At 62.6% G+C, this 12,731-nt stretch carries 11 protein-coding genes; 2 read left to right on the top strand and 9 right to left on the bottom strand.

The window, feature by feature from the left end; all coding sequences use genetic code 11:
* Positions 1-14: 14 nt before the first annotated feature.
* The 7 genes from ACSQ3L_RS07620 to ACSQ3L_RS07590 form a co-directional block, all read right to left on the bottom strand.
* Positions 15-1,001, bottom strand: a complete 987-nt coding sequence (locus ACSQ3L_RS07620) for an ABC transporter substrate-binding protein (RefSeq protein WP_436159384.1) — start codon at positions 999-1,001, stop codon at positions 15-17.
* A gap of 269 nt (positions 1,002-1,270) precedes the next feature.
* Complete coding sequence (locus tag ACSQ3L_RS07615) at positions 1,271-2,695, bottom strand: pyruvate dehydrogenase complex dihydrolipoamide acetyltransferase (protein WP_436159383.1); 1,425 nt, start codon at positions 2,693-2,695, stop codon at positions 1,271-1,273.
* Between the two features lie 3 nt (positions 2,696-2,698).
* Positions 2,699-3,697, bottom strand: a complete 999-nt coding sequence (locus ACSQ3L_RS07610; protein WP_436159382.1) for an alpha-ketoacid dehydrogenase subunit beta — start codon at positions 3,695-3,697, stop codon at positions 2,699-2,701.
* Positions 3,697-4,725, bottom strand: coding sequence for a thiamine pyrophosphate-dependent dehydrogenase E1 component subunit alpha (locus tag ACSQ3L_RS07605; RefSeq protein WP_436159381.1), 1,029 nt, complete (start codon positions 4,723-4,725; stop codon positions 3,697-3,699). Before ACSQ3L_RS07605 ends, ACSQ3L_RS07610 begins: the two co-directional genes overlap by 1 nt.
* Before the next feature lie 2 nt (positions 4,726-4,727).
* On the bottom strand, positions 4,728-6,056 hold the full coding sequence (locus ACSQ3L_RS07600) for an NAD(P)H-dependent oxidoreductase (RefSeq protein ID WP_436159380.1): 1,329 nt from the start codon (positions 6,054-6,056) through the stop codon (positions 4,728-4,730).
* 320 nt (positions 6,057-6,376) lie between these two features.
* The gene (locus tag ACSQ3L_RS07595) at positions 6,377-7,141 is read right to left on the bottom strand and encodes a phosphodiesterase (protein WP_436159379.1); all 765 of its coding nucleotides are present in this window, start codon (positions 7,139-7,141) and stop codon (positions 6,377-6,379) included.
* 71 nt (positions 7,142-7,212) lie between these two features.
* On the bottom strand, positions 7,213-8,001 hold the full coding sequence (locus ACSQ3L_RS07590; protein WP_436159378.1) for a 3-hydroxybutyrate dehydrogenase: 789 nt from the start codon (positions 7,999-8,001) through the stop codon (positions 7,213-7,215).
* 219 nt (positions 8,002-8,220) lie between these two features.
* Here ACSQ3L_RS07590 and ACSQ3L_RS07585 point away from each other — a divergent pair, with 219 nt between their 5' ends.
* A complete protein-coding gene (locus ACSQ3L_RS07585) occupies positions 8,221-9,009 on the top strand; it encodes an acetoacetate decarboxylase (RefSeq protein WP_436159377.1) in 789 nt (262 codons plus the stop codon).
* On the top strand, positions 9,002-10,162 hold the full coding sequence (locus ACSQ3L_RS07580; RefSeq protein ID WP_436159376.1) for a patatin-like phospholipase family protein: 1,161 nt from the start codon (positions 9,002-9,004) through the stop codon (positions 10,160-10,162). The genes ACSQ3L_RS07585 and ACSQ3L_RS07580 overlap by 8 nt, the downstream gene beginning before the upstream one ends.
* A gap of 292 nt (positions 10,163-10,454) precedes the next feature.
* On the opposite strand, the gene ACSQ3L_RS07575 is transcribed toward ACSQ3L_RS07580, so the two are convergent.
* Both ACSQ3L_RS07575 and ACSQ3L_RS07570 read right to left on the bottom strand, forming a co-directional pair.
* Positions 10,455-12,056, bottom strand: coding sequence for an inorganic phosphate transporter (locus tag ACSQ3L_RS07575; protein ID WP_436159375.1), 1,602 nt, complete (start codon positions 12,054-12,056; stop codon positions 10,455-10,457).
* A 127-nt stretch (positions 12,057-12,183) separates the two neighbouring features.
* Positions 12,184-12,717, bottom strand: a complete 534-nt coding sequence (locus ACSQ3L_RS07570; protein ID WP_436159374.1) for a TetR/AcrR family transcriptional regulator — start codon at positions 12,715-12,717, stop codon at positions 12,184-12,186.
* Positions 12,718-12,731: the final 14 nt, after the last annotated feature.

Below are 12,731 nucleotides of genomic sequence, written 5' to 3'. Positions count from 1 at the left end.
CCGAGATTGCCGGCTCAGCCGCCGAACAGCTCCGAGAACTTCGCCTTGTCGGCGTCGGTCTTTGCAACGATTGCCTTGGTGTCGAACGGCATCAGCTTGACCTTGACGCCTTCCGGCAGCCATTCGGGGCGGCCGACCGAAGCACGCGCCGGCAGATAGCCCATCGACAGGGCCAACTTCTGGCCCTCATCCGAGAGAATGAAGTCGACGAACTTCTTGGCGCCGTCGACATTCTTGGCGGTCTTCATGATGGCAACCGGTTCGGTCACCGCCGGCACGCCTTCGCTGGGGAACACGAACTCGATCGGCGAGCCCTTCTTCTTGGCGTTCATGGCCATGAAATCAACCAGGATGCCATAGGGCTTCTCGCCTGATGCCACCGACTTCAGCACCGCGCCATTGCCGCGCACGCTGACGGTGTTGTTGGTCTTCAGCTTCTGGAAGAAATCCCAGCCATAATTGGCGTCGCCGACGAAGCCCGAAAGCAGGTAGGCGGCCGCACCCGAATAAAGCGGGCTCGGCATGACCAGGCCGTCAGCATAGGCCGGCTTGGCGAGATCGGCCCAATGCTCCGGCTTTTCGGCCGCAGCGGTGTTGTAGACGATGCCGGTGGTGATCAGTTTGCTGCCGAAATAGGTCTTATCGGCGTCATAGGCATCCGCCTCGATGCCATCGAGCTTGGCCTCGGGATAAGGCAGCAGCCGGTCGTCCTTCTTCAACAACTCCATGCTGACCGCGTCGGCGATCAGAAGCACGTCGGCCTGCGGGCTGCCGGCGGCGAATTCGACCGCCATCTTGGTGAGGATGTCGCTCGTTCCCGAACGATAGATGGTCACGTCGATGCCGGGTTGCGCCTTCTTGAAGGCGTCCACGGTCTTGGCCGCGTCGGCTTCCGGCTGTGATGTATAGAGCGTCAGTGTTTCGGCGTTTGCCGCGCCGGCAAACAAAGTTGCCGCGAGCGCCAGCTGGCTGGCCAGCAGCTTGATGAAGTGCGTCTTCATGAGACCTCCTATCTTTCTGTGCATGACCGGTCCGGCTCCTGGCCGGCTCCCGTCTCTTCCTCCCTGCACGGCGCATATGACTGGTGGATGACACAGCGCGTGCCCGGCCCGATCAGGCAACGGCTTCGCGCGAAATGCGCTCACGCACAACAATGCCGGCCTGCGGAACCAGTGCTCCGCGAGCCTCATGGTGGTCGGCGATTCTTCGACGCAACGGTTGCCGAACTGCCATCGGCACTCGAAGACTCCGGTGTCTCGGGCAGGGGGTCCTACACGAGCATGTCCATCGGGTTTTCGATCAGGCGCTTGAAGGCGACCAGCAGTTCAGCACCCAGCGCACCGTCGACGGCGCGATGGTCGGTCGACAGCGTCACCGACATCACAGTCGCGATTTTGATCTCGCCATTCTTGACCACCGCCCGCTCGTCGCCGGCGCCGACCGCCAGGATCGTCGCATGCGGCGGATTGATGACGGCGGCAAAGTCCTTGATGCCGAACATGCCGAGATTGGACACCGCCGTGGTGCCGCCCTGATACTCGTCCGGCTTCAGCTTGCGGCTGCGGGCACGGCTGGCCAGATCCTTCATCTCGTTGGAAATGGTGGACAGCGTCTTTTCGTCCGCATGCTGGATGATCGGCGTGATCAGCCCACCGGGGATCGACACGGCTACGCCGACATCGGCATGCTTGTGCTTGACCATGGCGCTTTCGGTCCATGAGGCATTAGCATCCGGCACCGCCTTCAGCGCCATGGCCATCGCCTTGATCACCATGTCGTTGACCGACAGCTTGTAGGCCGGTGCATCACCCTTGTCGGTCTTCTTGACCGGAGCTGCCGCATTGATCTGCGTGCGCAGCGCCAACAGCGCATCGAGCTCGCAGTCGAGCGTCAGGTAGAAATGCGGGATGGTGGTCTTGGCCTCGACCAGGCGGCGCGCGATGGTCTTGCGCATATTGTCATGCGGGATGAGGTCATAGGAGCCTTCCTCGAACAGACGAAGCACGTCCCCCTCCCCCTTGAGGGGAGGGTGGCCGGCCGCAGGCCGGTCGGGTGGGGTCGGCTCGACTGGACTCGGCGGCGGGGCAATGCTGGGCTGGGCGGTGCCTTCTGAGGCGACCCCCTCCGTCCGCTTCGCGGACACCTCCCCCTCAAGGGGGGAGGAAAGTGCGGCGTCGATATCGGCCTTTACAACGCGGCCGTATGGGCCTGTGCCGGATACGGTCGAGAGGTTCAGGCCAACCTCCCGAGCCAAACGTCGGGCAAGCGGTGTCGCACGTGCGCCCGACGGCGATTGGCCGATCTCCCCCCTTGAGGGGGAGATGCCCGGCAGGGCAGAGGGGGGCGTGACAGAATGCGACGTTGGCGGGGCAGCGCCCCCCTCTGTCGGCTTCGCCGACATCTCCCCCTCAAGGGGGGAGATCGGCGCCGCGTCCTGCTTGGCCCCATAAGCCTCGCCGTCAGCATAAATCCACGCAACGGCCGCGCCGACCGCAATATCGACACCCTCCTTGCCAGTAACGTCGCGCAGCACGCCGCTGGCCGGGGCGTCGATCTCCATTGCCGCCTTGTCGGTTTCGATCTCGAACAGCACATCGCCTTTCTTGACGTGCGCGCCTTCCTCGGCGAACCAGCGCGAGATCTGTCCGGTCGCCATATCCATGTCGACCTTGGGAAGAATGACTTCGGTCGGCATTTTTCAGCGAACCCCTTTCACGAGGTCGCGCGCGGCGGTGATGATGTCGGGAACCTGCGGCACCGTCGCCTTCTCCAGCTCCGGATTGTAGGGGATAGGCGTCTCCGCACCGCCCAGCCGCACGATCGGTGCATCAAGGTAATCGAATGCCTCGCTCTCGGCGATCATGGCGCTGACCTCGGCCCCGATGCCCAGCGTCTTGACCGCCTCGTAGACGCACATCATCCGCGACGTCTTTTTGACGCTGTCGATGACGGTCTGCTTGTCCATCGGCCGGATGGTTCGGAGATCGACGACTTCGATGTCTATGCCTTCGCTCTCCAGCGCGGCCGCAGCGTCGAGCGCCTTCTGCACCATGATCGAGGTGGCGACGATGGTGAGATCCCGGCCCTCGCGGCGGATATCGGCCTTGCCGATCGGCACGGTGTAATAGCCTTCGGGCACCGGGCCTTTCATCTTGTAGAGCAACTTGTGCTCGAAGATCATGACCGGATCTGGATCGGCGACCGCCGCCAAAAGCATGCCCTTGGCATCATAGGGTGTCGCCGGCTGGATGACTTTCAGGCCTGGCACATGGCCGAGCCAGGCCTCGAGGCTCTGGCTGTGCTGCGCCGCCGCGCCGGTGCCGGAACCGGCGGGAAAGCGCATCACCACCGGAACCGAAACCTCGCCGCCCAGCATGAAGCGCATCTTCGCCGCCTGGTTGACGATCTGCTCCATGGCCAGCGTAGCGAAATCGGAAAACTGGAATTCGAAGATCGGCCGCATTCCGGTGAGAGCGGCACCGACCGCGACGCCCGCACCGCCCAACTCCGAAATCGGCGTGTCGATCACCCGCTCGGCGCCGTAACGCTCGACCAGATCGCCGGTGACCTGGAAGGCGCCGCCATAGACGCCGATATCCTCGCCCATCAGGAAGACGCGTTCGTCCATATCCATGGCGATCGCCATGGCTTCCTGGATCGCCTGGGCGTAGCTCAGTTCACGCACCATCGCGTCCATCAAGCCTGCTCCGTATAGACATAATTGCCGGTGTCGCGGATATCCGGAGACGGGCTCGCCTTGGCGAACTCGATACCGTCGGCGATCTCTTGTGCCACGGCGTCGCGAATGGCCTCGATGGCCTTGTCGTCGATGAAACCGAATTCTCTGAGCTCGCTTTCGAACAGCGTGATTGGGTCGCGGTTCGACATCCAGTCCTCGATCTCCTCCTTGGTGCGATAGCGGTTGCGGTCGCTCTTGGAATGGCCGCGATGGCGATAGGTCTTGGATTCGATCAGCGTCGGCCCCTCTCCCGCGCGGGCTCGGGTGACAGCCTGATGAGAGGCCTCCGCGACCTCGGAGAAGATGTTGCCGTTGACGATGACGCCCGGCATCGAATAGGCGGCGGCGCGCTCGGCGATGTTCTTGACGGCGGTCGAACGGGCGGTCGATGTCGACATGCCGTAGCCGTTGTTCTCGCAGACGAAAATGACAGGCAGCTTCCAGACCGCCGCCATGTTGAGCGCCTCGTGGAAAGCGCCTTCATTGTTGGCGCCATCGCCGAAGAAGGAGACCACGACCTTGCCGGTCTTCATCATCTTGGAGGAAAGCGCTGCCCCGACGGCGATCGGAATGCCGCCGCCGACGATGCCGTTGGCACCGAGATTGCCCTTGCCGACATCGGCGATGTGCATCGAGCCGCCACGGCCCTTGCAGTAGCCTGACGTCTTGCCGAAGAACTCGGCGAACATGCGCTTGACCTCGGCGCCCTTGGCGATGCAGTGGCCATGGCCTCGATGCGTCGAGGTGATCTGGTCATCCTCGGCAAGCGGCATACAGATGCCCATGGCGCTGGCTTCCTGGCCGATCGACAGGTGCATGGTGCCGTGGATGAGGCCGCGCGTGTAGCATTCTTCCGCGCCCTCTTCGAAGCGGCGGATGAGGTACATCTTGTGGAGCACCTCCCTGAGCTGCTCGGCGCTGTACTGGCGGTAGACGAAGGGCAGGTTGGCGCGACTATCAGTGGCGGCTTTGCTGGCTCCGGCCATGATCAGGCTCCCACGGACCCGTAGACGAGTTTGTCCTGGCGGGCGCGCAGCTCGGCTATCTTGGAACCCGGCATTGGCGCTGCGTTTGCGTAGGTGATGAGCTCGCCCTTCTTGATCGGCTGGATCACCGAACCGCCCTGCAGCAGGCCACAGGGAATGGCCTTGGCGGCATGCGCTTCCGGCGCCGTCATGATCCAGGCTCGGTAGCAATATTCGCCGATCGCATCGAGCTTCTCGCCGGGCTTCATGTCCTTCTTGGCCACCGCGCAGACCTCGGCCACGGGTTTGGCCAGCGGCACCATGTCGGCCTTGCCGTAGAGCACGACGCGGGCGCAGGTCAGCGGCACTTCGAGCGAGGTCAGGTGATAGGGACGGTGGAAAGTGAAGTAAGGGCCTTTGCCCATCTTCAGATCTTCCATGCGCTCGGAGATGCGCGGATGCGACATGTCGGCGACGACGAAGACGCCGGGCGCGACACCCTTGCCGATCGAATAGTCGACGACGCCGACCTTCGACAGCACGCCGCCATCCTTCTGCGGCACCAGCACCTTGGACAATTCGCCAAGCGTCGCGGCCGGACCATGCATGCCCGGCTTGTCGGGCACCAGCCCGGTGGCGTTGGCGATCGCCGCCATCTCGACCATGGTTTTCGAGCCATCGACGAATTCAACCAGCATGCGCACATTCATGTGCCGGCGCTTGGCCTCCTCCTCATAATCGGGGGGGATGGCATCGATGTTGAGCGGATTGTTCTTGCCCTTGCCGGCGGCCACGATCGGATGCCCCATGGCCGAGACGAATTCGATCAACTCCATGCAGGAAGACGGCTCGTCGCCCGCACCCAGCGAATAGGTGACGCCGAGCCGGTCGGCCTCGCTCTTCAGATAGGCGCCGATGGTGACATCGGCCTCGACATTCATCATCACCAGATGCTTGCCATGTTCCATGGCGCGCAGCCCGATCTCGGCGCCGACGGCGGGAACACCGGTGGCGTCGATGACGACGTCGATCAGATCATTGTCGATGACAAGGCTGGCATCATTGGTGACCGCGACCTTGCCGGCCTCCATCGCCGCCGTCATCGCCGAAGCGTTCGAGACCTCGCGCGCATGGCCGGTTTCCTGGAAGGCGATGTCGACCGCCTTGCTGGCCGCGGGCAGGTTCAGTTCGGAAATGGCGCCGATCTCGATGCCCGACATATGGGCGACGCGGGTGACGATGTCGGTTCCCATCTCGCCGGAGCCGATCAGGCCGATGCGGATAGGCTTGCCCGACTTGGCGCGTTCCTCGAGATCGCGGGCAAGACCCGTCAACGAAACATTGGAAGCCATACCGCTTATTCCTCCCACATTGCAGGCTTGTTCGATTGCCTGACGGGTATTGAACATCTGTATTTCTGTCAAGACTAATGTCCAAATTCGCGTACGTTTTGGACACTTCCTCGTAGTCCGACGGGACGAAAAAGAGGCTGGAAAACCTGATGCCGCGCAGCCGCCCTCAGTGCGCGGATGGGCATCGGTTGAGGCTGTTCGGCTCGGCAAGGGTGCAGTCTGTTGCGCTGCCGTGCAATAGGCCGGCGCATGCGACTGGCGGCATGTTGGCTCTCGCGGGAAGTCCTACTCAGTGTTCCTCGAAGCCGGCCGGCGACGGGCTACCCCGCCGCGCCGATCGGAAAATCGTGAAAATGCACGACCACGCCATCCGCATCGATGAAGATCACAGCGTAGGCGGGAGGCTCGTGACCCAGACTCCAGCTCTGCGAGAAATCGAGCGCGGTCTGGTGATTGGTGCTGCGCAGCGTGCTGACCGGAATGCCGCGCCAGCTGCCGGCGATCAGCCGATGGACATGTCCGGCGAAGATGTGGCGGACATTGCCGTGGCGCAGCAGAACATCGTGCAACGTATCGGCGTCGGCGAGCATGACACGGTCAAGCTCGGGGATGTGAATCCTGAACGGCGGATGGTGCATGAACAGGAAGACCGGCTGGTCGCGGGCCTCCTGTAACCTCTCGTCGAGCCAGTCGAGGCGCGCCTCGCACAGCCTGCCCTCGTCATATCCGCTGTCCAGCGTGTCGAGCAAGATCAGGCGCCCCTCGCCGCTGTCGACGACGCTCTGGACGAACCCCGTTTCCGCAGCCGCTTCCGGAAACATCTCAAGAAACAGCGCCCGATCGTCATGGTTGCCGAGCATCAGCCGGCAAGGCGGAACCAACCCTGCCAGTCTTTCTTTCAGCGCGCCGTAGGCGGCCCGTTCACCGGCATTGGTGAGGTCGCCGGAGATCACCACCAATTCGGCGTCGACATGGTTTGTGCCGATATCGGCAAGACAGGCTTCCAACCGGGAGAGTGGATCTGAGCCGTACAGAAGACCACCTGGCGCAAGCAGGTGAGGATCCGATACCTGGATGATTTTCATGCCCTGACCGAAGTGCTTTCCTGCTGGCGCCCGGCGGCACCAGCCGGCAAACGGAACGCTTGGATTACCCTCTACTGTGCCGTCCAGCCGCCGTCCATCGGCAACGTCGTGCCGGTGATCTGCTTGGCCGCATCAGAGCACAGGAATAGCGTCAGCGCGGCAAGCTCGTCGACGGTGACGAATTCTTTCGTCGGCTGTGCCGCCAGCAGCACATCGTGCTTGACCTGCTCTTCGGTCAGGCCGCGCGCCTTTATCGTGTCTGGAATCTGCTTTTCGACCAGTGGCGTCCAGACATAGCCCGGCGCGATCGCGTTGACTGTGACGCCGTCAAGCGCCGCTTCCAGCGCCACCGTCTTGGTCAGGCCTGATATCCCGTGCTTGGCCGACACATAGGCCGATTTGAACGGCGAGGCGACCAGCGCATGCGCCGAGGCGGTGTTGATGATACGGCCCCATTTGCGCGCTTTCATACCCGGCAGTGCCGCCTTGATCGCGTAGAACGCGGCGAGCAGGTTGATGCGGATGATGGCTTCCCATTTGTCGTCGGGGAATTCCTCGATCGGCGCGACATGCTGAATGCCGGCATTGTTGACCAGGATGTCGAGACTGCCGAACGCGACCTCGGCCTCATGCACCATGGCGCTCACCGCCGCACCGTCCATCATGTTGGCACCGGAGTAGCGGCATTTGACGCCGAAATCCTTCTCGATGCCGGCCCGTTCCTGCTCGATCGCAGCCGCATCGCCAAGACCATTGATGGTGACATTGGCACCTTCGGCGGCAAAGGCGCGGGCGATGGCCAGGCCAATGCCGCTGGTCGAGCCCGTCACGAGGGCGTTCTTTGAAGACAGGAAACCCATGATGATCTCGCAAGAGGTGGGAGGGAATGAACGGGCGGCTTTGTGCGCCGCACCATGACACTGCCACAGCCATATGTCGGTGCGATTACAGGGTTGCGACGGCGTCGACGGGCCTCTTGGACGGGCTGTCAGGCGGCTGACACGGCACTGTCATGGTGCCGTGCAACATAATCCGAAGCGCATTCGCGCAGTCATTCCTGAACCGATGGGGCACCCGCCTTGCAAATCGCCGATGTCGTGAAGCGCGCCTATGCGATGCCGCTGACCAACCCCTCCTTTCCGCCCGGCCCGTACCGTTTCTTCAACCGCGAATATGTCATCATCACCTACCGCACGACACGCGAGGCGCTCGAGGCTGTCGTGCCGGAGCCGCTGGAAATCGACGAGCCGCTGGTCAAATACGAGTTCATCCGCATGCCTGACTCGACCGGTTTCGGCGACTACACCGAGACCGGCCAGGTCATCCCCGTGCGCTACAAGGGCGAGCACGGCGCCTACGTTCATTCGATGTATCTCGACGATGACGCGCCGATCGCCGGCGGCCGCGAGCTTTGGGGCTTTCCCAAGAAGCTCGCCAACCCCAAGATCGTGCATGAGGGCGAGGTGATCGTCGGCACGCTGCACTATGGCAGCGTGCTGTGCGCCACCGGCACGATGGGCTACAAGCACAAGGCCGCCGATCACGGCTCCGTCCTCGCTTCGCTGGCGGCGCCCAATTTCCTGATCAAGATCATCCCGCATGTCGACGGCACGCCGCGCATTTGCGAACTGGTCCGCTACCACCTCACCGACATCACGCTGAAGGAAGCCTGGACGGCGCCCGCCGCGCTCGATTTGCGGCCGCATGTCATGGCCGACGTGGCGCGGCTGCCGGTGCTCGACATCGTATCCGCCGTCCACTTCACCGCCGATCTGACGCTTGGCCTGGGCGAGGTGGTTCACGACTATCTGGCCGACCGCAATCTGTCCGAAATCAGCGCAACCCAGCCGGAGAAAATTCGTGCTTGAACGCAATCGCAAGAAGGAGGCCACTGCCACCATCGCGGAAATCTCGGCGCAGTATGACCGCATCGCACTGGTGTTTCAGGGTGGCGGCGCGCTCGGCGCCTATCAGGCCGGTGTTTACCAGGCGCTGGCCGACGCCGGCTGCGAGCCGAGCTGGCTTTCCGGCGTGTCGATCGGCGCCATCAATGCGGCGATCATCGCCGGCAATGAATCAAGCCGCCGGCTTCAGCGGCTCGAGCAATTCTGGCAGACGATTTCGGGCCGCAAGATCTGGGCCTATACGCCCGAGGGCGACATCTACCGCGACATCCGCAACCGCACCAGCTCGTGGATGACCATGGTCATGGGGCAGCCGGGCTTCTTCAAGCCGCGCAGTCCCAATCCGTGGATGGAGCAACCGGGCGCCGAGGGCGCCACCAGTTTCTACGACACCGCGGAATTGAAGGAGACGTTGGAAAGCCTGATCGACTTCGACATCCTCAACGATGGCAAGAAGCGGCTGAGCGTCGGCGCGGTCAATGTCAGGACCGGCAACTTCGTCTATTTTGACACCGACAAGGTCCGCATCGAACCGGAGCACATCATGGCCAGCGGCGCGCTGCCGCCCGCCTTCCCGTCGATCCGCATCGAAGGCGAATATTACTGGGACGGCGGCATCGTCTCCAACACGCCGCTGCAATATCTGCTCGACCAGGAAGAGGACCGTTCCTCGCTGGTCTTCCAGGTCGACCTGTTCAGCGCGCGTGGCGTGCTGCCGCGCAGCATGCCGGACGTACTGTCGCGTCACAAGGACATCATGTATTCGAGCAGGACACGGCAGAACACCGACAATTTCAAACGCATCCATGGTCTCAAGATGCGCCTGCTCGATGCGCTGAAGCGGGTGCCTAGGGAGTTGCGGACCCCGGCCGAGGAAGCGCTGATCGAGGACTATTCGGACGCCGGCACTGTCAACATCGTGCACCTGATCTACCAGCACAAAGGCTATGAGGGTCACGCCAAGGACTATGAATTCTCCGGCACCTCGATGCGCGAGCATTGGGAGACAGGCCTGGAAGACACGCAGCGCACCTTGCGCCATCGCCAGTGGCTGACCATGCCGACCAATGTCGACGGCGTCGCCATCCACGATCTGCATCGCGAAGATCCGACTTAAGGGTCAGGCCTCTCCTGTATTGATCATCTGACGCCGAGTTCCCTCACACCCCCCTCTGTCCTGCCGGACATCTCCCCCGCAAGGGGGGAGATTGGCAGCTCCACTGCCGGCGCCTCTCTTTCAGTATTGGTGATTGGCGAAAGCCGGCGTGACATCCGATCTCCCTCCTTGCGGGGGAGATGTCCGGCAGGACAGAGGGGGTGCTGTCCCGCTAGCGCTCGGAATAGCCATAAAGAAAAAAAGCAGCGCCGATCGTCGGCGCTGCCTTTATTTGGACGCTTATACGCTCCGCTCAGAACACCTGGCGGAAGACGATAAACAGCACGAAGGCGAGGGTGATCGAGCACGGCAGCGTCAGCACCCAGGCAAGCAGCAAATTGCGCACCGTCGACCATTGCAGTCCCGAGCCGTTGGCGGCCATCGTTCCGGCCACACCTGACGACAGCACATGGGTCGTCGACACAGGCAGTCCGAGCCGATCGGCCATGCCGATGGTTACCATCGCGACGAGTTCGGCCGCCGCGCCCTGGCCATATGTCAAATGACTCTTGCCGATCTTCTCGCCGACCGTGACGACAATGCGTTTCCAGCCGACCATTGTGCCGAGGCCGAGCGCCAGGGCGACGGCGACCTTCACCCAGGTCGGGATGAACTTCGTCGCATTGTCGACCGCCTTGTGATAGTCGGTGACCGCTTTCAGGTCGGCAGCCTCCATCGGCAGCAGCTTCTTTTTGTCGATCAGCTTCAACGCCTCGCCGATCAGATAGATGTCGTTGCGGGCGTTGCTGACCAGGTCGGTCGGCACCGTTTCGACCGAGGCATAGGGCTGCAGGCCCGCCGTCGTGTTGTGGATGTAGGTCTGCAGAGCAACCGTCGTCTGGTCGCTCCAGGTCCTGGTGCGCACGGCATCCTGGACGGCTGCCTTGGCATCCGTGACGGTGACGCCGGGCTTGGCATATTTGCCCAGCGCCGTCTCGACGCTGACCGAAGCCGACTTGTAGGCTTCGAGGTAGTTGATGTCGGGCGTACGGTTGAGCGCGTAGGCTGTCGGCACGACGCCGATGAGGATCAGCATGATCAGGCCCATGCCCTTCTGTCCGTCATTGGAGCCGTGCGCGAAGCTGACGCCGGTGCAGGTGAAGATCAGCAGGCCACGGATCCACCATGGCGGCGGTGTGTTGCCTTTCGGTGCCTCGTAGAGCGCCGGATTGCGCACCAGCAGCTTCATCGCATAGAGCAGGATCGCCGCGGCGAAGAAACCAATGATCGGCGATACCAGCAAGGTCACGCCGACATTGGTCGCTTGCGACCAGTCGACGCCGCTGGTGGCGCTGCCGGCAGGCGCCATGAACTGGTTGGCGAGACCAACGCCGATGATCGAGCCGACCATGGTGTGCGAGCTCGACGCCGGCAGGCCGAGGAACCAGGTGCCGAGATTCCACAGGATCGCCGCGACGAGGAGTGCGAACACCATGGCAAAGCCGGAGGACGAGCCGACCTGCAGGATCAGTTCCACCGGCAGCAGCGACAGGATGCCGAAGGCGACCGCGCCGCTGGAGGTGAGGACCCCGAGGAAATTGAAGGCGCCCGACCACATGACCGCGAATTCGGCCGGCATCGAGCGTGTGTAGATGACCGTGGCCACTGCATTGGCGGTGTCGTGGAAGCCGTTGACGAACTCGAAGCCGAGCGCGATCAGCAAGGCGATGCCGAGCAGGATCCACGGCACGGTCTTGGCCACGGCGAGATCCTGGCTGAGCGCGTAGCCGACATAGACGATGCCGACCAGCACCAGCACGCCGAAGGCCGGCAGGAACCACTTGGCGCTGCCCGATTGATCCAGCGGATGATCCGGTCTCGGAATGCCCGCCTCGCTAGAAACTATATCCACCATGTCCCACTCCAGATGCATTGCAGCAAAGAACTGGGATGAACGCTATGTCCGCACGATGAACCCTGTATGACGCCGGCGAATGCCGCATCCGCGAAAGGCCCGGCCGACACAGCGGGGTGGTCGACGTCTATTTGGCAATATCGAGCAAGGACGATACCAGCAGCTCGCGCTCGTCTTTCGACAGCACATCCGCATCGAAGAGATTCATGCTGCGCAATCCCTCTATGGCCAGGTAGCAGACCAGCAGCGATTTGAGGTCCGGCGTCTCGCCCTTCAGCCGCTCGAAAAGCTGCCTCTTGAATGTCTTTATCGGTGTCATGAAATCGGGATCCTCAGCGATCGCCGAGAAGATCCAGGACGCCGACGGCTGCTTTTCCTCGCAATCGTTGGCCGACAGTCTGATGTAGACGGCCAGCGGATTTTCGTCCTTGTCATTCGAGCGGGCGGCTTCCAGCGCCTGCTCAAACTCGCGCAGATAGCCTTCGACCAGCCCCTGCATCAATTTGGCCTTGGTCGGGAAGTTATAGAGCAGCCCGCCCTTTGACACGCCGGCGCGGCTGGCGACGGCATCCAGCGACAGGCTACCGGGTCCCGAATCCCGTGCGACATCGGCCGCCGCGGCGAGAATCTTCTCGCGCGAATTCGATCTTTGGGCTCTCATGGCGCCTCCCATCG

The sequence above is a fragment of the Mesorhizobium sp. LjRoot246 genome (genome assembly GCF_964254115.1).
Lineage (GTDB): Bacteria > Pseudomonadota > Alphaproteobacteria > Rhizobiales > Rhizobiaceae > Mesorhizobium.
The sequence above is the reverse complement of the archived record's forward strand: the minus strand, read 5'-3'. Positions and strand labels throughout refer to the sequence as shown.

Bases quoted from the DNA above. Each gene is read 5' to 3' on its own strand.
- ACSQ3L_RS07620 (WP_436159384.1), bottom strand. From the start codon at position 1,001: ATGAAGACGCACTTCATCAAGCTGCTGGCCAGCCAGCTGGCGCTCGCG.
- ACSQ3L_RS07615 (WP_436159383.1), bottom strand. From the start codon at position 2,695: ATGCCGACCGAAGTCATTCTTCCCAAGGTCGACATGGATATGGCGACC.
- ACSQ3L_RS07610 (WP_436159382.1), bottom strand. From the start codon at position 3,697: ATGGACGCGATGGTGCGTGAACTGAGCTACGCCCAGGCGATCCAGGAA.
- ACSQ3L_RS07605 (WP_436159381.1), bottom strand. From the start codon at position 4,725: ATGGCCGGAGCCAGCAAAGCCGCCACTGATAGTCGCGCCAACCTGCCC.
- ACSQ3L_RS07600 (WP_436159380.1), bottom strand. From the start codon at position 6,056: ATGGCTTCCAATGTTTCGTTGACGGGTCTTGCCCGCGATCTCGAGGAA.
- ACSQ3L_RS07595 (WP_436159379.1), bottom strand. From the start codon at position 7,141: ATGAAAATCATCCAGGTATCGGATCCTCACCTGCTTGCGCCAGGTGGT.
- ACSQ3L_RS07590 (WP_436159378.1), bottom strand. From the start codon at position 8,001: ATGGGTTTCCTGTCTTCAAAGAACGCCCTCGTGACGGGCTCGACCAGC.
- ACSQ3L_RS07575 (WP_436159375.1), bottom strand. From the start codon at position 12,056: ATGGTGGATATAGTTTCTAGCGAGGCGGGCATTCCGAGACCGGATCAT.
- ACSQ3L_RS07570 (WP_436159374.1), bottom strand. From the start codon at position 12,717: ATGAGAGCCCAAAGATCGAATTCGCGCGAGAAGATTCTCGCCGCGGCG.